The 17,010-nt window shown below is 71.7% G+C and carries 11 protein-coding genes and 1 pseudogene; 7 read left to right on the forward strand and 5 right to left on the reverse strand.

The features are described 5' to 3' along the window. Nucleotides 1–37 precede the first annotated feature (37 nt). Genes KBY47_RS16905 through KBY47_RS16925 form a run of 5 tightly spaced genes read right to left on the reverse strand, consistent with a single transcriptional unit; the run spans nucleotide 38 to nucleotide 8,131 of the window. A complete protein-coding gene (locus tag KBY47_RS16905) occupies nucleotides 38–643 on the reverse strand; it encodes an ATP/GTP-binding protein (RefSeq protein ID WP_210921966.1) in 606 nt (201 codons plus the stop codon). Beyond that, on the reverse strand, nucleotides 624–4,268 hold the full coding sequence (locus tag KBY47_RS16910; protein ID WP_210921967.1) for a hydantoinase B/oxoprolinase family protein: 3,645 nt from the start codon (nucleotides 4,266–4,268) through the stop codon (nucleotides 624–626). Before KBY47_RS16910 ends, KBY47_RS16905 begins: the two co-directional genes overlap by 20 nt. A 24-nt stretch (nucleotides 4,269–4,292) precedes the next feature. Then, nucleotides 4,293–4,688, reverse strand: coding sequence for a DUF742 domain-containing protein (locus tag KBY47_RS16915; protein WP_210921968.1), 396 nt, complete (start codon nucleotides 4,686–4,688; stop codon nucleotides 4,293–4,295). Between the two features lie 9 nt (nucleotides 4,689–4,697). After that, nucleotides 4,698–5,135 carry a roadblock/LC7 domain-containing protein gene (locus tag KBY47_RS16920; protein WP_210921969.1) on the reverse strand — a complete coding sequence of 146 codons (438 nt, stop codon included), beginning with the start codon at nucleotides 5,133–5,135 and terminating at the stop codon, nucleotides 4,698–4,700. Then, on the reverse strand, nucleotides 5,132–8,131 hold the full coding sequence (locus tag KBY47_RS16925; protein WP_210921970.1) for a nitrate- and nitrite sensing domain-containing protein: 3,000 nt from the start codon (nucleotides 8,129–8,131) through the stop codon (nucleotides 5,132–5,134). The genes KBY47_RS16920 and KBY47_RS16925 overlap by 4 nt, the downstream gene beginning before the upstream one ends. A gap of 419 nt (nucleotides 8,132–8,550) precedes the next feature. Between KBY47_RS16925 and KBY47_RS16930 the strand changes: the two genes are divergently transcribed. From KBY47_RS16930 to KBY47_RS16955, 7 genes and pseudogenes are all read left to right on the forward strand, one after another. Continuing rightward, nucleotides 8,551–9,057, forward strand: a complete 507-nt coding sequence (locus KBY47_RS16930; protein WP_247694825.1) for a hypothetical protein — start codon at nucleotides 8,551–8,553, stop codon at nucleotides 9,055–9,057. 393 nt (nucleotides 9,058–9,450) lie between these two features. Then, nucleotides 9,451–9,642 (forward strand): annotated as a pseudogene (locus tag KBY47_RS37380) (hypothetical protein); the annotation flags it as partial. Between the two features lie 124 nt (nucleotides 9,643–9,766). Next, complete coding sequence (locus KBY47_RS16935) at nucleotides 9,767–11,320, forward strand: GMC family oxidoreductase (RefSeq protein WP_210921972.1); 1,554 nt, start codon at nucleotides 9,767–9,769, stop codon at nucleotides 11,318–11,320. Continuing rightward, the gene (locus KBY47_RS16940; protein ID WP_210921973.1) at nucleotides 11,320–12,408 is read left to right on the forward strand and encodes a glycine betaine/L-proline ABC transporter ATP-binding protein; all 1,089 of its coding nucleotides are present in this window, start codon (nucleotides 11,320–11,322) and stop codon (nucleotides 12,406–12,408) included. The genes KBY47_RS16935 and KBY47_RS16940 overlap by 1 nt, the downstream gene beginning before the upstream one ends. Before the next feature lie 2 nt (nucleotides 12,409–12,410). Continuing rightward, nucleotides 12,411–14,450, forward strand: coding sequence for a proline/glycine betaine ABC transporter permease (locus KBY47_RS16945; RefSeq protein ID WP_210921974.1), 2,040 nt, complete (start codon nucleotides 12,411–12,413; stop codon nucleotides 14,448–14,450). Nucleotides 14,451–14,501: 51 nt separating this feature from the next. Then, nucleotides 14,502–15,455 (forward strand): ABC transporter substrate-binding protein, encoded by a 954-nt coding sequence (locus tag KBY47_RS16950; protein ID WP_374103087.1) that lies wholly within the window; start codon nucleotides 14,502–14,504, stop codon nucleotides 15,453–15,455. Between the two features lie 92 nt (nucleotides 15,456–15,547). Next, entirely contained in the window at nucleotides 15,548–17,008 is a 1,461-nt protein-coding gene (locus KBY47_RS16955) for an aldehyde dehydrogenase family protein (protein WP_210921975.1), read from the forward strand. Nucleotides 17,009–17,010: the final 2 nt, after the last annotated feature.

Genomic DNA, 17,010 nt, shown 5'->3' on the forward strand with positions numbered 1-17,010 from the left:
GGTCGGCGGGGGTACGGGTCACGTCCGGGCGGTCGCCTCAGGTGGTGACCGGGTGTCGGCGGTCCGCCGTCCGGGTCATCGCGTGCTCGACGAGACCGACGAGGACGTCCCTGACCGACCGTCGGTCTCGCGCGTCGCACATCAGCAGCGGTACGTCGTCGTCGAGGTCGAGGGCGCGTCGGACCTGGTCGGCGGGGTGCCGGGCGGCCCCCTCGAAGCAGTTGACGGCGATCAGGAAGGGGATGGCGCGCCGTTCGAAGTAGTCGACGGCGGCGAAGCAGTCCTCCAGGCGGCGGGTGTCGACGAGGACGACGGCGCCGAGGGCGCCCTCGGAGAGTTCGTCCCACATGAACCAGAACCGTTCCTGGCCGGGGGTGCCGAAGAGGTACAGCGTCAGGTCCTCCCGCAGGGTGATGCGGCCGAAGTCCATGGCGACGGTGGTGGTGTGCTTGCCCGCCACGCCGGTGGTGTCGTCGACGGGGCGGCCCGCCTCAGTGAGCAGTTCCTCGGTCCGCAGCGGTCTGATCTCGCTGACCGCGCCGACCAGCGTGGTCTTGCCCACGCCGAAGCCGCCGGCCACGAGGATCTTGAGCGTGACGGGCTCGACCGGGAACCTGCCGCGCTCAGTTCGCCCGAGGATCATCGATGTCTTCTCCTGCTTGATGGGGGTCGTCGGGCGGTGAGCCGTAGCCTCCGCCGCCGGGGGTTTCGATGACGAGTACGTCGCCGGGGCCGACGTCCGTGGCGTCGCTGCCGCCGAGTGGGGTGACCGTGCCGTCCGCGCGTTCCACCCGGTTGGCGCCCAGCGCGCCGGGATGGCCGCCCGCCATGCCGTACGGCGGGACCCGGCGGTGCTGGGAGAGCGTGGAGACGGTCATCGGCTCCAGGAAGCGGACGCGGCGCACCGCGCCGTCCCCGCCGCGGGTGCGTCCGGCGCCGCCGCTGCCGTGCCGTACGGCGAACTCGTCGAGGCGGACGGGCAGTCGCCACTCCAGGACCTCGGGGTCGGTCAGCCGCGAGTTGGTCATATGGGTCTGGACGACGCTCGCGCCGGGGAAGCCGTCGCCCGCGCCGGAGCCCGAGGCGACGGTCTCGTAGTACTGGTGGCGTTCGTTGCCGAAGGTGACGTTGTTCATGGTGCCGGAGCCCTCGGCCTGCACGCCGAGCGCCGCGTAGAGGGCCCCGGTGATCGCCTGGGAGGTCTCCACGTTGCCCGCGACCACGGCGGCGGGCGGTTCGGGCGAGAGCAGGGAACCGGGCGGCACGATGATGCGCAGGGGGCGCAGACAGCCGTCGTTGAGGGGGATGTCGTCGGCGACGAGGGTGCGGAAGACGTAGAGGACGGCGGCGTTCACCACCGCGTAGGGGGCGTTGAAGTTGCTGTCCAACTGGGCGGAGGTGCCGGTGAAGTCGACGGTGGCGCGGCGGTTCTCGCGGTCCACGCGCACGCGTACCCGGATGACGGCGCCGGAGTCGGTCTCGTAGGCGTACTCGCCGTCCTCGAGGGCGTCGACGACCCGGCGCACCGCCTCCTCGGCGTTGTCCTGGACGTGCCGCATGTACGCCTGTACGACGTCGAGGCCGAACTCGTCGATCATGCGGGCGACCTCGTCGACGCCCTTCTGGTTGGCGGCGATCTGGGCGCGCAGGTCGGCGAGGTTGGTGCGGGGGTTGCGGGAGGGATGGGGTGCCTCGGTCAGCAGGCGGAGGGTCTCGCGCTCGCGGAAGCGGCCGTCCTCGGCCAGCAGCCAGTTGTCGAAGAGGACGCCCTCCTCCTCGATGCTGCGGCTGTTCGCGGGCATGGAGCCGGGGGCGATGCCGCCGATCTCGGCGTGGTGGCCGCGGGAGGCGACGTAGAACAGGATGCGGTCACGCTGCGTGGCGTCGGTGTGCTGGGTGGGCCGGGTGTCGAAGACCGGGGTGATGACGGTGACGTCGGGCAGGTGGGTGCCGCCGTGGTACGGGTCGTTGACGGCGTAGGTGTCGCCGGGGCGCATCCGGGAGCCGCGGCGGCGGATGACCTCCTTGACGCTGGTGCCCATGGAGCCCAGGTGGACCGGGATGTGCGGGGCGTTGGCGACCAGGTTCCCGTCCGGGTCGAAGAGCGCGCAGGAGAAGTCCAGGCGTTCCTTGATGTTGACGGACTGGGCGGTGGACTCCAGCCGGGCGCCCATCTGTTCGGCGATGGACATGAACAGGTTGTTGAAGACCTCAAGCAGAACCGGGTCGACATCCGTGCCGAGTTCGGAACTCTGCGTGACCGCCGCGCGTTCCATGACCAGATGCCCGTGCTCGGTCGCGGCGGCCTGCCAACCGTCGTCGACGACGGTGGTCGCGCTGGCCTCCGTGATGATCGCGGGTCCCTGGACCGGTTGTCCGGGCGGCAGGTCCGCCCGGTGGTGCAGGGGTACGTCGCGCCAGGTGCCGCCGGTGTGGAGGCGGACGGTCAGCGGGGCGGCGGTGCGGCCTTCGTAGGGGGCGAGGGCGGAGAGATCGGGGGGGTCGGTGAGTCCGGTGGCTTCGACGGAGAGGGCTTCGACGACGACGGGGCGGTCGAGGGTGAAGGAGTACGTGGCGCGATGACGTTCCTCGAACGCGGCCCGCATCGTGGCGGGGTCGGTCAGCTCGACGGTGAGGGTGGTGTCGGTGCCGTCGTAGCGCAGTTGGGCGCGGCGGGTGACCTGGATCCGGTCCTCCGGGATGTCCTCGGCGAGGAGTTCGGCGCGGGCGGCCGCCTCGAGGTCGTCGGCGGTCTTGCGGACGCCGGGCATGGCCGCGGGCTCCAGGGGTGCCTCGACGGACTGTTCGCGCATGGCGGTGGTGTCGGCGAGGCCGATGCCGAGCGCGGAGAGCACACCGGCCATCGGGGGCACCAGGACGGTGCGGATGCCGAGCGAGTCGGCGACCATGCAGGCGTGCTGGCCGCCCGCCCCGCCGAAGGTGGTGAGCGCGTAGCGGGTGACGTCGTGGCCCTGCTGCACGGAGATCCGCTTGACGGCGTTGGCGATGTTGGCGACGGCGATCCTCAGGTAGCCCTCGGCGACCTGTTCTGGGGTGCGGTCGTCGCCGGTGCGGTCCCTGATCTCACGGGCGAGGGCGGCGAAGCGGTCACGGACCAGCGCCTCGTCGAGGGGCTGGTCGCCGTCGGGGCCGAAGACACGGGGGAAGTGCGCGGACTGGATGCGGCCCAGCATCACGTTGGCGTCGGTGACGGCGAGCGGACCGCCGCCCCGGTAGCAGGCCGGTCCCGGGTCCGCGCCCGCCGAGTCCGGCCCTACGCGGTAGCGGGAGCCGTCGAAGTGCAGCACCGAGCCGCCGCCGGCCGCGACGGTGTGGATGTCCAGCATGGGGGCGCGCAGCCGGACCCCGGCGAGCTGGGTGGTGAAGACGCGTTCGTAGGCGCCCGCGAAGTGGGAGACGTCGGTGGAGGTGCCGCCCATGTCGAAGCCGATGACGCGGTCGAAACCGGCGAGCTGCGACATCCGGGCCATGCCGACGATGCCGCCCGCGGGCCCGGAGAGGATGGCGTCCTTGCCGCGGAACTGCCCGGCCTCGGTGAGCCCGCCGTTGGACTGCATGAACATCAGCCGGACGCCTTCGAGGCGGTCGCCGACGTGTTGGACGTAGCGGCGCAGCACCGGCGACAGGTAGGCGTCGACTACGGCGGTGTCCCCGCGCGGGACGAGCTTCATCAGTGGGCTGACCTCGCTGGACAGCGAGATCTGCGGGAATCCGGTGCGGGCGGCCAGTTCGCCGACGGCGTGCTCGTGCGCGGGATGGAGGTGGCTGTGCATGCAGACGACGGCGACCGCGCGGATCCCGTCGTCGTACGCCTGGCGCAGGGGGCCCGTGAGGGCGTCGAGGTCGGGGGCGCGCAGGACGGTGCCGTCGGCGGCGATGCGCTCGTCGATCTCGATGACCCGCTCGTACAGCAGTTCGGGGAGCTGGATGTGGCGGGCGAAGATGCGGGGCCGGTTCTGGTAGGCGATGCGCAGGGCGTCGCGGAAGCCCCGGGTGATGACCAGCAGGGTGCGCTCGCCCTTGCGTTCCAGGAGGGCGTTGGTGGCCACGGTGGTTCCCATGCGCACCGAGTCGACGGGGTCGCCGGATTCCGCCAGCAGGGCACCGACCCCTGCGACCGCCGCGTCGGAGTAGTGCGCCGGGTTGTCCGAGAGCAGCTTGTGCGTCAGCAGACGGCCGTCGGGACGGCGCGCGACGACGTCGGTGAAGGTGCCGCCCCGGTCGACCCAGAACTGCCAGCCAGTCACGTCCTCACCCCGCTTCCGCGCTGCTCACAGCGCCCGGAGGCCGTTGATCACATCGCGCAGAATACTCTCGTCGGGCAGTTCGGCCGGGGGCACCGGGCGGGTCACATGGACGAAGTCGCTGTCCACGAGGTCCCCGATGAGGACCCTGACGACACCGATCGGCAGATCCAGCTCGGAGGCGAGTTCGGCGACGGACTGCGGGGTCTCCCGGCACAGGTCGACGATGTCCATGTGTTCCGGGGACAGCGTCGGGTCCTCTTCGGGGTCGTCCGCGTGGCGTTCCGTGACGACCACCGCGATCAGGTCGAGGCGGTGCTGTGCCGCATGGCTGGTGCGGCCGCGCGTCATGGCGTAGGGGCGGACGACGGGCCCCGCGTCGTCGTCGAACCAGTGGCTTCTTGCCTGACCGTCTGCGCTCATGTCATCCCACTACCCGCCCGAGGGCAGATCGGTGCGCGGTGCGGCGTTCAGATGTGCGCCGACCCGCTTGACCAGGAGCGTCATCTCGTAGGCGACCTGGCCGACGTCGGAGTCCGCGTCGGCGAGGACGGCGAGGCAGCTGCCGTCGCCCGCGGCCGTGACGAAGAGGAAGGCCTCGTCGAGTTCGACGATCGTCTGCCGGACGCCTCCGGCGTCGAAGTGGCGGCCCACGCCCTTGGCCAGGCTGTGGAAGCCGGAGGCGACGGCGGCCAGGTGTTCGCCGTCCTCCCGGGTCAGGTCCTTGGAGACCCCGATCGCCAGGCCGTCGCCGGACAGTACGACGGCCTTGCGGATGCGCGCGACGCGGTCCACCAGATCGTCGAGGAGCCAGTTCAGCTCGCCGGACCCGGTGGTCGCGGTGTCGCCGGTCGCCTTCGGTGCGGTCATCGACCGTCCCCCTTGTTCGTTCCCTGTGGTGCTGTGCCGCTGTGGGCGTCGTCGCCCGCGGCGTTCTCCTGTCGGCCGCGCTGCCAGCCGCGCTGGAGCGAGGACATACGGCTGCGGACCTCGTCGGCGTCCCGGTCGTCGGACGCCGTCCGCTCCTCGGGGCGTGGCCGGGGTTCCTGCTTCAGCTGGGGCGCCAGGCTCGCCTGCCGCACGCGCCGGGGCAGGGGGCCGGTGTCGCCGCCGGGGCCTTCGGGCTCGGGCCGTCGGTCGGCGCCTCGGGGGTCGGACGGTGCGAGCGCGGCGCGGCGGGCCGGTGTGAGCGCGGCCGGGGTCCTGGGCGGGTCGCCGGGGTCGTGGGCCGCGGGCTCGGCGGTCCCGGCCCGGGTGGGGTCCGTCGGTGGGGTGCGCCGGTCCAGGCGGTCGGCGGACCGGGCCCGTCGGTCCGGGCGGTCGGCCTGCGGGACTTGTCCGTCCCTGCGGTCAGACTGCTGGCCCCGTTCGTCCTTGCGGTCCTTGCGGTCCTTGCGGTCCGCCTGGCCGGTGCGTCGGCCGATGGCGGATGCCCCCCGGCGGCGGGTCGGCAGGGCGGCGGGCCTGTCCGGATCGGGTCGGCCCGGCCCGGGAACCGCCGTGGTGTCCAGGTCGGCGTCCGTGCGACCGGGGCGTGGCTCGGGCACGGGGCGTCCGTGCGAGCTGACCAGCTTGGGTGTGCGTCGGCGGGGCAGGGGGACCGGGGCGGTGAGCCGGTCGTCGTCGATGTCCTCCGGGTCGGCGGCATCCGGGTCGGGTCCGCCGGTGCCGAGGTGCGGGTCCTGCTCGGCCCTGCGGCCGGCCGCCGCATGGTCCGGGCGGGCGGTGGCGCGGCGCGGGCGGAACAGGCCGCCGCGTTCGCTCTCCTCACCGTCGAGGGCGCCGGGGAAGTCGTCGATGGCGTCCAGGTCGACGGGGCCCTCCAGCTCGACGGGTCCGTCGAGGAGCGACGCGGGCAGGCCGGGGAGGCGCACCGGGACCTGGGAGAGCGCGGTGCGGCGGCTCTCCTCGATCTCGGCCTCGCGGGAGGGCTGCGGCCGGTCGAGGCGGAACCCGATGCCGTTGGTGTCCGGGACGTCGTCCGTCAGCAGCGCGTCGGGGATGAAGACGACGGCGGTGGTGCCGCCGTACGGGGAGGTTTGCAGCGAGACCCGTACGTTCTGCCGCTGGGCGAGACGGCTGACCACGAAGAGGCCGAGCCGGTCGGTGTCGGAGAGTTCGAACTCCGGTGTCTCGGCGAGCCGCAGGTTGGCGTCGAGCAGGGCTTCGGCGGTCATGCCGAGGCCCCGGTCGTGGATCTCCAGGGTGAAGCCGTTGGCGACCCGCTCGCCCAGGACCTGGACGGCGGTGTGCGGCGGCGAGAACACCGTGGCGTTCTCCAGGAGTTCCGCCACGAGATGGGTGAGGTCCGCGACGGCCGGACCGGTGACGGCGGTGCGCGGCAGACGGCGGACCTCGATGCGTTCGTAGTCCTCGACCTCGGCGACGGCGGCGCGGACGACGTCCATGAGCTGGATGGGTTTGCGCCACTGCCGGGACGGGGCGGCGCCGGAGAGGATCACGAGGCCCTCGGCGTGGCGGCGCATCCGGGTGGTGAGGTGGTCGAGGCGGAACAGGTCGGCGAGTTCCTCGGGGTCCTCGGTGCGGCGTTCCATGGTGTCGAGGAGGGTGAGCTGCTTGTGCAGGAGGACCTGGTTGCGGCGGGCGAGGTTGACGAAGACCTCGGAGACGCCGGAGCGCAGTTCGGCCTGTTTGACGGCCGCCTCGACGGCTGCGCGCTGCAAGGTGTTGAGGGCCTGGCCGACCTCGCCGATCTCGTTCCTGTCGTACTCCAGGCGCGGGACCTCGGTCTCCACGTCGACCTGTTCTCCCGCGGAGAGGCGGCGTATGACGCTGGGCAGGCGGACGCCGGACGCCTCATGGGCTTCCAGGCGCAGTTGCCGCAGGTCGCGGATGAGGCCGCGGCCGATCCGCGCGGAGACGAGCACGGTCAACAGGAGTGCGACCAGCCCCAGGGCGCCCGCGAAGACGGCCTGCACGATGACGCCGGTGGCGATGGGGCTGACGCGGTCCTGGTAGCGGTCGCTCGCCTCGTCGTCGAGGGTGCCGAGTCCGTCGAGGACGTTGCCCGCCGCGGTGTCCCAGCTCTTCGCGGTGACCCCGCTGGGTGTGCCGGGTCCGGCGGCGATCGCGGCCTGTTCGGCGACGCGCAGCGGGGCGGTGTCGGCGTTCTTCCAGAACCGTTCGTAGCGCTGGCGTTCCGAGGAGGGCAGCAGCGGCAGGTTGGTGTCGTACAGCAGGGTGCGCTGGGCGGCGAGATCGGAGATGTTGCGGATCTCGGCGCGGGAGAGTTCGCCGACGATCAGGGCGGAGCCGAGGAGGGCGTCCTCGCGGGAGAGGAGTTCGCGCGCGCGGGCGACATTGACGAGTGCGCGGTACTGCTTGTCCAGTTCGACGTCGTCGACGGCGTGGAGGTTGGCGAGCAGTACGTAGCAGGGGTCGACCAGGAGGTTGTACTGGTCGAAGGCCTGGGAGCGGTTGATCGTCCCGTCCTCGACGCTGCGGCGCAGGGAGTCGATGCCGTCGAAGGCCTCCAGTACGGCGGTCAGCCGCTCGGCGCTGCCGGGTCCCAGCGCGTCGCGCACATCGGGGTCGGCGGCGTTCCGCCTGATCTCGGCGATGGCCCGGTCGGAGGCGGTGCGGCTGCGTTTCAGCGCGGCGAGGCCGTCGGAGGCGCGCGGGTCGGCGAGGTGGGCGAGGGTCTGGCGGCGTTCCTGCTGGAGGACCCGGACGGTGTCCTCGGTGGGGTAGCCGACCTCCTCGATGAGGGACGACACGGTGAACAGCCGGCCCGCCTCACGTCCCGTCAGTACCGTGGCGAAGGCCCAGATCGCGGTCAGGGACACCAGCGGCACGAGAAGCAGCGCCACGATCTTCCGGCGGATGGACTTCCCGCGAAAGCGCATGGACTCCCCCAGCTCGACCCCCCACCGGCAGGGGGTGCGCATGTGCGTCAACAAACGGCGCGAGCCTACTACCGACGCACAGGGAACTCGAAGAGTCTTCCGGAGGGCGAACTTCCGCACGGGAGCCGAGAGATGTGGAGTTGTCCGGCCATTGCGGGAGATTGTGTCCCGCACGACACCCCAGGCCACAGGGGGCCATGGCGGTTGCACACATGGGGATTTGGCCAGAATTTTTCGGTGCCCGGGAATCTTCGCGGTGCGCCGTTCGTCCTTCTGTACAGGAAATGGGGGCGGAATCGGCCACAGGAGCCGCGTCCTGCAACCAGGCGGCGTAAATCAGCGCAAGCCGGGCAGCCAAGGGGAGTCGGGTCTTCGGACCGGGGCGAGCGGCCTGCTTGGCGGTGGGGAGTGACACGGTGATGGGCACGGCGGAGCGGTACGAGGCACCCGAGCAGGACGTGACGGGGCGAGCGCCGGTGGGGCAGGGGGCCGGGGCGCCGGAGCGTGACATGCCGGCGGTCCGGGAGCAGCCGCACTACCGGCCGTTGTGGATCGAGGAGCCCGCGCGGCGCCGTCGGCTGCCCGACCCGGTGCGTACTGCGGCGGTGCGGGCGGTGCTGATCGTCGCGGTGACGCTGGTGCAGGCGGTGGTGGCGTTCCTGTGCACCCTGGCCGGGTCGTGGCTGGCGTTCCCCATGGTCCTCAGCAGCGTGGCGAGCACGGTGGTGGCGACCTGGGGCGTCCTGGACGTGTGGGTGACCCGTCAGGTGTGGAAGCAGCGCAACGGTGTGGTGTCGACGCCCAGCAGCACGGCGCGGGCGCTGCGGCGCGAGCGGCGCCGGGTCCGGCGACAGGCGAAGGCCGCCGGTCGCGGCCAGAAGGGGATACGGCAGCCTGGAGGGGCCGGGCGCCTGTCTCACCCCTGACGGCACGTGGCCTTGCGGACTCCCCGAGGGTCGTGGCCTTTCGGGGTCTCCGAGGGCGCGCGGGCCGTCAGGCCCTCCAGGCTCGTGGACCGTCCGGTCCCGGAGGAGGCATGAGCCGTCCGGTTCCCAGGGGTTCGTAGGGGGTTCGCAGGGCGCCCGCCCAGGTGCGCATCCTTTCTCTCACCGGCCCCTGAAACGGTCGGCGTTCCTCGGAAGGCCGACGCCATCCGGCCTTCCCCGGGCGTGAGTTCACGCCGGCCCGAGTGAACGGCCGCGAGCGGTCAACGGTGAGGACCGCGGCGATTCGACCGTTGCGTTCGTACGGGTCCCCTCGGCCATGAGGACGGTGCCACCGTCCCTGCGGGCCGCGGACGGCTGCGCGGGCTTCCGGATTTCGTCGACCTCATGCCCGATCAGGTCACCCTGCGCCGGATGTTCCCGCTCCCCGCAGACCGCACGATCGTCGCCCGCGACGGCGGGGTGCTGGTACCCGGTGAGCGTCACCCCGGCGTCTTTCACGCGTGGCTGCTCGGGGCAGCTCCATGCCGAGGGGAACTGACGCATTGTGATGCGCGTCACATCTGAAAATACTCTCGAATGAGTTCCCGACATTCGGGCAGGCGCCCCGCCCCATGTCCTGTCAACAACCTGACTGGTCATGGGAGAGCCGGGAAGGCATCCGGCGCGCACGACAAGGAGCAGAGACCTCATGCCCGAGCAGGACGAGCAGGAGACGTACGACTACGTGGTGGTCGGCGGCGGCACGGCGGGATCCGTCGTCGCCGCGCGCCTCACCGAGGACCCGGGGGTGAGCGTCGCCGTCATCGAGGGCGGCCCGTCCGACGTGGACCGACCGGAGGTGCTGACGCTGCGCCGCTGGCTCGGCCTGCTCGGCGGCGAACTCGACTACGACTATCCAACCACCGAACAGCCGCGCGGCAACAGCCACATCCGGCACAGCCGCGCGCGCGTCCTCGGCGGGTGTTCCTCCCACAACACCCTGATCAGCTTCAAGCCGCTGCCCTCCGACTGGGCGGAGTGGGTCGATGCGGGCGCCGAGGGCTGGGACGCGGCGGCCATGGACCCGTACTACGACCGGCTGCTGAACAACATCGTCCCGGTGGACGAGAAGGACCGCAACGCCATCGCCCGGGACTTCGTCGACGCCGCCCAGCGGGCCACCGGCGTGCCCCGGGTGGAGGGCTTCAACAAGAAGCCGTTCACCGAGGGCGTCGGCTTCTTCGACCTCGCCTACCACCCCGAGGACAACAAGCGTTCCTCGGCGTCGGTGGCGTATCTGCACCCGGTGATGGACGCCCGCCCCAACCTGACGATCCTGCTGGAGACCTGGGCGTACCGGCTGGAGCTGGACGGGGAGCGGGTCACGGGGGTCCGGGTGCGCACCGCGGACGGTGTGGAGAGGACCGTCACCGCGGCGCGTGAAGTGGTGCTCTGCGCGGGCGCGGTGGACACCCCGCGGCTGCTGCTGCTCTCCGGCATCGGCCCCAAGGACGACCTGACCGGCCTTGGCATCCCCGCGGTGCACGACCTGCCGGGCGTGGGTGAGCACCTGCTCGACCATCCGGAGTCGGTGATCGTCTGGGAGACCCACGGGCCCATCCCGGAGAACTCCGCGATGGACTCCGACGCCGGTCTGTTCGTCCGCCGGGACCCCGAATCACCGGGCCCGGACCTGATGTTCCACTTCTACCAGATCCCGTTCACCGACAACCCGGAGCGGATCGGCTACGAGAAGCCGCCGTACGGCGTCTCGATGACCCCCAACATCCCCAAGCCCCGCAGCCGCGGCCGTCTGTACCTGACCAGCGCCGACCCCGAAGTGAAACCCGCGCTGGACTTCCGCTACTTCACCGACGAGGACGACCACGACGGCCGCACGCTCGTCGACGGCATCCGCATCGCCCGCGAGATAGCCAGGACCGAACCGCTGGCGAACTGGCTCAAGCGCGAGGTCTGCCCCGGCCCCGACGTCACCGGTGACGAGGAACTGAGCGAGTACGCCCGCAAGGTCGCGCACACCGTCTACCACCCCGCCGGAACCTGCCGGATCGGCGCTCCCGACGATCCGAACGCCGTGGTCGGCCCCGACCTGCGGGTGCACGGACTGCGCGGGGTACGGATCGCGGACGCCTCCGTCTTCCCCACCATCCCCGCCGTCAACCCGATGATCGGGGTCCTCATGGTCGGCGAGAAGTGCGCCGACCTGCTCACTCGGCCGACGAACCCCGGAGTCGATGCCTGATGTCCACCACCCTGCCCGAACAATCCGCGCCCACCTCGGACTCCGCGCCCCCCGTGTTCTCGGTACGCAACCTCTGGAAGGTCTTCGGCCCGAAGGCCGAACGCGTCCCCGGCAACCCCGGCCTGGAGTCGCTCCCCGCCGACGAGCTGCGCCGCGCCACGGGGTGCACGGTCGCCGTGCGGGATGTGTCCTTCGAGGTCCGCAAGGGCGAGGTCTTCGTCGTCATGGGCCTGTCCGGCTCCGGCAAGTCCACCCTGGTGCGCTGTCTGACCCGGCTGATCGAACCCACCTCCGGGGAACTGGAGATCGACGGCGAGGACGTGCGGGCGATGGACCGCACCCGGCTGCGCGAACTGCGCCGCCACCGCGCCGCCATGGTGTTCCAGCACTTCGGCCTGCTGCCGCACCGCTCGGTCCTGGACAACGTGGCCTACGGCCTGGAGATCCAGGGTGTCGGCAAGCTGGAGCGCCGCGCGCAGGCCATGAAGGTCGTCGCCAAGGTCGGCCTGGACGGCATGGAACACCGCAGGCCGAACCAGCTCTCCGGCGGCCAGCAGCAGCGTGTCGGACTCGCCCGCGCGCTCGCCGTCGATCCCGAGGTCCTGCTCTTCGACGAGCCGTTCAGCGCGCTGGACCCGCTGATCCGGCGCGACATGCAGGAGGAGGTGATCCGGCTGCACCGCGAGGAGGGCCGCACCATGGTCTTCATCACCCATGACCTCAGCGAGGCCCTCAGGCTCGGTGACCGGATCGCGCTGATGCGGGACGGCGAGATCGTGCAGTGCGGCACGCCGGAGGAGATCGTCGCCTCGCCCGCCGACGACTATGTGCGCGACTTCGTGCGCGACGTCCCCCGCGAGCAGGTCATCACCGTCCGCAGCGCCATGCGGGCCGGGGACTGCGGCGGCACCAAGCACCCCGGCGCCCTCGCCCCCGACACGGTCGTCGCCGCCGCCATCGAGACCGTCGCCCGCAGCGGGTCGGCGGCCTGTGTGGTGGCGGACGGCCGCTGCCTGGGCGTCGTCGACCACGAGAACCTGCTGGCGGTCGTCGCGGGCCTGGACTCCGAGCGGGCGGCGGTGAGCTGACGATGAGCACCCTCACCCCCGAGAAGCCAGCCCCGCAGAAGACGGGTTCACCACCGGGCAGGGACCAGCGCGTCGCCACCCGCTCCTTCCTCGCGCGCCGTCTGTCGGTGCTGCGGCCGTCCACACGGCGGCTGGGAGTGCTGGGCGTGGCGGCCGTGCTGCTCGTGCCGTTCGCCGCCGCGCTCTGGGGCAGCGGAGCCTGGCCCGCCGACCTGACGGTCGATGTGAAGGGCCCGCTCGACGACGCCTACGACTGGGTCCTGGACAACCGCGACACCAGCCCGGTGTTCCTCTACTTCCTGCTGCACCTGAGCAACTGGGCCGAGGACTCGGTGGCCTGGGTGACCGACTTCCTGCTGAACCTCGGCTGGTTCGCGGTGACCGCCGCCGCGGTGCTGACGGCCTGGCGGGTCGGCGGGCCGGGACGGCGGGGCCTGCGGACCGCGGGCACGGCGCTGGGCACCTTCGTGGTGTGCGGGCTGCTGGGCATGTGGGAAGCCACCATGGAGACGCTCGCGCTGATGGCGGTGGCCGTGCTGGTCTCCGCCCTGGTGGGCGGCCTGCTCGGGCTCGGCGCGGGCCTGTCGGACCGGTTCGAACGCATCCTGCGCCCGGTCCTCGACACCATGCAGATCATGCCCGCGTTCGCGTATCTGCTGCCGCTGGTGCTGGTCTTCGACATCGGTGTGCCGTCCGCGCTGATCGCCACCGTCGTCTACGCGGCCCCGCCGATGGCCCGGCTCACCTCGCTCGGTCTGCGCGGCGCCGACCCGGCGGTGATGGAGGCGTCGGCGTCGCTCGGCGCGACGCCCGTGCAGCGACTGCTGACCGCACGGCTGCCGCTGGCCCGCAAGGAGATCCTGCTGGGCCTCAACCAGACCATCATGATGGCGCTGTCCATGGTCACCATCGCCTCGGTGATCGGGGCGGGCGGCCTCGGCGAGGAGGTCTTCCGCGCGCTGTCCACGGTCGACGTGGGACAGGCGCTCGCCGCCGGCATCCCGATCGTGCTGCTCGCGGTCTGGCTGGACCGCACCACCGCCGCAGCCGGCGACCGGCTCGGCGAGGGCGGCGCCGGCACCGGGGCCGCCTGGCTGCACGGCTGGCGGGCCTGGGCCCTGGTGGCGGGCGCGTTCGCCGCGCTGCTCGCGGTCGGCAAGGCCGCGACGCCGAGCGAGTGGTCCGACGACTGGACCGTCGGCATCGCCCGGCCCGTCAACGACGCCGTCGGCTGGTTCACCCGCAACCTCGCCGAGGGCGTGCCCGTCCTCGGCGGCACCCGCACCTGGGCGGACGGTTTCACCACCGGCGTCCTCAATCCGCTGCGGGACACCCTGACGGCCACCCCGTGGTGGCTGCTGGTGCTGCTCGCCGCCGCGCTCGCGCTGCTGGCCGGGGGCTGGGGCGCCATGTGCACGGCCGGGCTGTCGATGGCGGCCGTCGGTGCCATCGGTGTGTGGGACCACTCCCTGGACACCCTCTCGCAGGCGATCGCCGCGGTGGTCCTCACCCTGCTCGCCGGGTTCGTGATCGGCGTGGCCGCCGCCCGGGTGCCCCTGCTGGAGCGGCTGTTGCGTCCGGTCCTGGACACCATGCAGACGCTGCCCCAGTTCATCTATCTCATCCCGGTGGTCGCCCTGTTCAACGTGGGCCGGGCCGCCGCCGTCGCCGCCGCCGTCCTGTACGCGCTGCCCGCGGTGGTCCGTATCACCGTCCAGGGTCTGCGCTCGGTGGACGCCGCCGCGCTGGAGGCCGCCCGCTCCATGGGCGCGGGCACCTGGCAGCAGATCCGCCAGGTGCAGCTGCCGCTGGCCCGCCCGGCCCTGATGCTCGCCCTCAACCAGGGCGTGGTCCTGGTCCTCGCCATGGTCATCGTCGGCGGGTTCGTCGGTTCCGGCGCGCTCGGTTACGACGTCGTCTACGGCCTCCAGAAGAGCGAACTCGGCGTCGGTCTGACTGCGGGCGTCGCCATCGTCCTCCTCGGTCTCGTGCTCGACCGGACCACTCAGCGCCGTACGGACGACCGGTCGCTCACCCACTGACCCCGCCCGCTCGCGATATCCCGCCCGACAGAAACGAAAGACACCTCTCCCATGATGAACAGAACCCATGCCCGCCGTGCCGCCGCCGCCGTCACCACCACGCTCGTCCTCACCACGCTGAGCGCCTGCGGCGCCGCCGACACCTCCTCCTCCAGCAGCTCCGACAGCGTCACCATCGCCGTGCCCTCCTGGGTCGGCGCGGAGGCCAACGCGGCGGTCGCCAAGTACGTGATGGAGAAGGAGCTGGACGTCAAGGTCAAGACGACCCAGCTGGACGAGTCGGTCGCGATCGACGGCCTCAACAGCGGCAAGGTCGACGCCGTACTGGAGGACTGGGGCGGCGCGCCGAAGAAGATAGAACAGTACGTCGAGCAGAAGAAGACCGTCGTCGCGGGCGGTGACCTCGGTGTCGTCGGGCACATCGGCTGGTTCGTGCCGAAGTACCTGGTGGACGAGCACCCGGACATCACCGACTGGAAGAACCTCAACAAGTACAAGGACCTCTTCAAGACCGCTGAGAGCGGCGACAAGGGCCAGCTGCTGGAAGGTTCGCCGTCGTACACGACGAACGACGACGCGATCATCAAGAACCTGAAGCTGGACTTCAAGACGGTCTACGCGGGCTCCGAGGCGGCGCAGATCACCCAGATGAAGGAGAACTACGCCGCCAAGAAGCCGTTCATCGGCTACTGGTGGACGCCGCAGTGGCTCAACGCCCAGATGGAGCTGGTGGAGGTGAAGCTGCCCGAGTACGAGGAGGGCTGCGACGCCGACCCGGAGAAGGTGGCCTGCGGGTACGCCAACACCCCGCTCCAGAAGTACTTCAACGCCGACTTCGCCAAGGACGGCGGTGACGCGGCCACGTTCCTGAAGAACTTCAAGTGGACCGCCGACCAGCAGAACGAGGTCGCCGCGATGATCGCCGACGAGAAGATGAGCGCGGACGCCGCCGCGGAGAAGTGGGTCGAGGCCAACCCGGACGTGGTCAAGGCCTGGCTTCCGTAGCCGAGAGCACCGCAAGCGGCCGTCCGGGCACCGACCCTGCCGCGTCGGCGCCCGGGCGGCCCCCTGTCACGAGCACCTGAAAGAGGCACACGATGCCGGACCTGTTCATCGGCGGCGACTGGACCGCACCCCGGGCGAAGCGGACCCGTGAGATCCGCTGTCCCGCCGACGGCACCCTGGTCGCGGTGGTCGACGAGGCGGACGGCGAGGACACCGCCGACGCGATCGCCGCCGCCCGCCGCGCCTTCGACGAGGGCCCCTGGCCGCGCACCCCCGCCGCCGAGCGTGGCGACCTGCTGCTGCGGGTGGCCGACCTGCTGCTGCGGGACAAGGCCGCACTCGCCCGCGCCGAGTCCCTCGACACCGGCAAGCGCCTGGTGGAGAGCGAATACGACATCGACGACGTGGCCGCCTGCTTCCGCTATTTCGGACGGCTGGTCGGGACCCAGACCGGCCGGGTCGTCGACACCGGCACCGACCACGCCGACAGCCGGGTCGTGTACGAACCGGTCGGGGTGTGCGCCCTGATCACCCCCTGGAACTATCCCCTCCTCCAGACCGCCTGGAAGGTCGCTCCGGCGCTCGCCGCGGGCAACACCTTCGTGCTGAAGCCGAGCGAGCTGACCCCGCACACCGCCATCCACCTGATGCGGCTGCTGACGGAGGCGGGCCTGCCCGCGGGCGTCGGCAACCTGGTCCTGGGCGCCGGACCGGAGGCGGGCGCCCCGCTGGGCGACCACCCTGACGTGGACCTGGTGTCCTTCACCGGCGGCCTGGACACCGGCCGCCGGCTGATGGCCGCCGCGGCCGGGACGGTGAAGAAGGTCGCCCTCGAACTCGGCGGCAAGAACCCCAACGTCGTCTTCGCCGACGCCGACTTCGAGGCGGCCGTCGACATGGCGCTGACCGCGGTCTTCCTGCACTCGGGGCAGGTGTGCTCGGCGGGGGCGCGGCTGCTGGTGGAGGACTCGCTGCACGACCGGTTCGTGGAAGAGGTGGTGCGCCGGGCGCGGCAGATCCCGCTCGGCGGGCCGTTCGACGAGCGGGCGCGCACCGGGCCACTGATCTCCGCGGCGCACCGGGCGAAGGTCGAGGCGTATGTCGCGCGGGGCCTCGAGGAGGGCGCCGTGCTGCGGTGCGGGGGCGCGCGGCCGGAAGGGCTCGACGAGGGGTTCTACTACCTGCCGACCGTGCTCGACGAGTGCGAGGCGTCGATGTCCGTGGTGCGGGAGGAGTCCTTCGGGCCGGTCCTCACCGTGGAGCGGTTCCGCGACGAGGACGAGGCCGTACGGCTGGCCAACGACACGATCTACGGGCTCGCGGGCGCGGTGTGGACCGGCGACGAGGCGAAGGCCGCGCGGGTGGCCGCCCGGCTGCGGCTGGGCACCGTGTGGATCAACGACTACCACCCCTATGTCCCGCAGGCGGAGTGGGGTGGTTTCAAGCAGTCGGGGACCGGGCGGGAGCTGGGTCCGGCCGGGCTCGCGGAGTACCAGGAGCCCAAGCACATCTGGCGCAACACCAGCCCCGCGGCGCAGGGCTGGTTCGACTGACG

The sequence above is a fragment of the Streptomyces sp. B93 genome, assembly GCF_018070565.1.
Classification (GTDB): domain Bacteria; phylum Actinomycetota; class Actinomycetes; order Streptomycetales; family Streptomycetaceae; genus Streptomyces.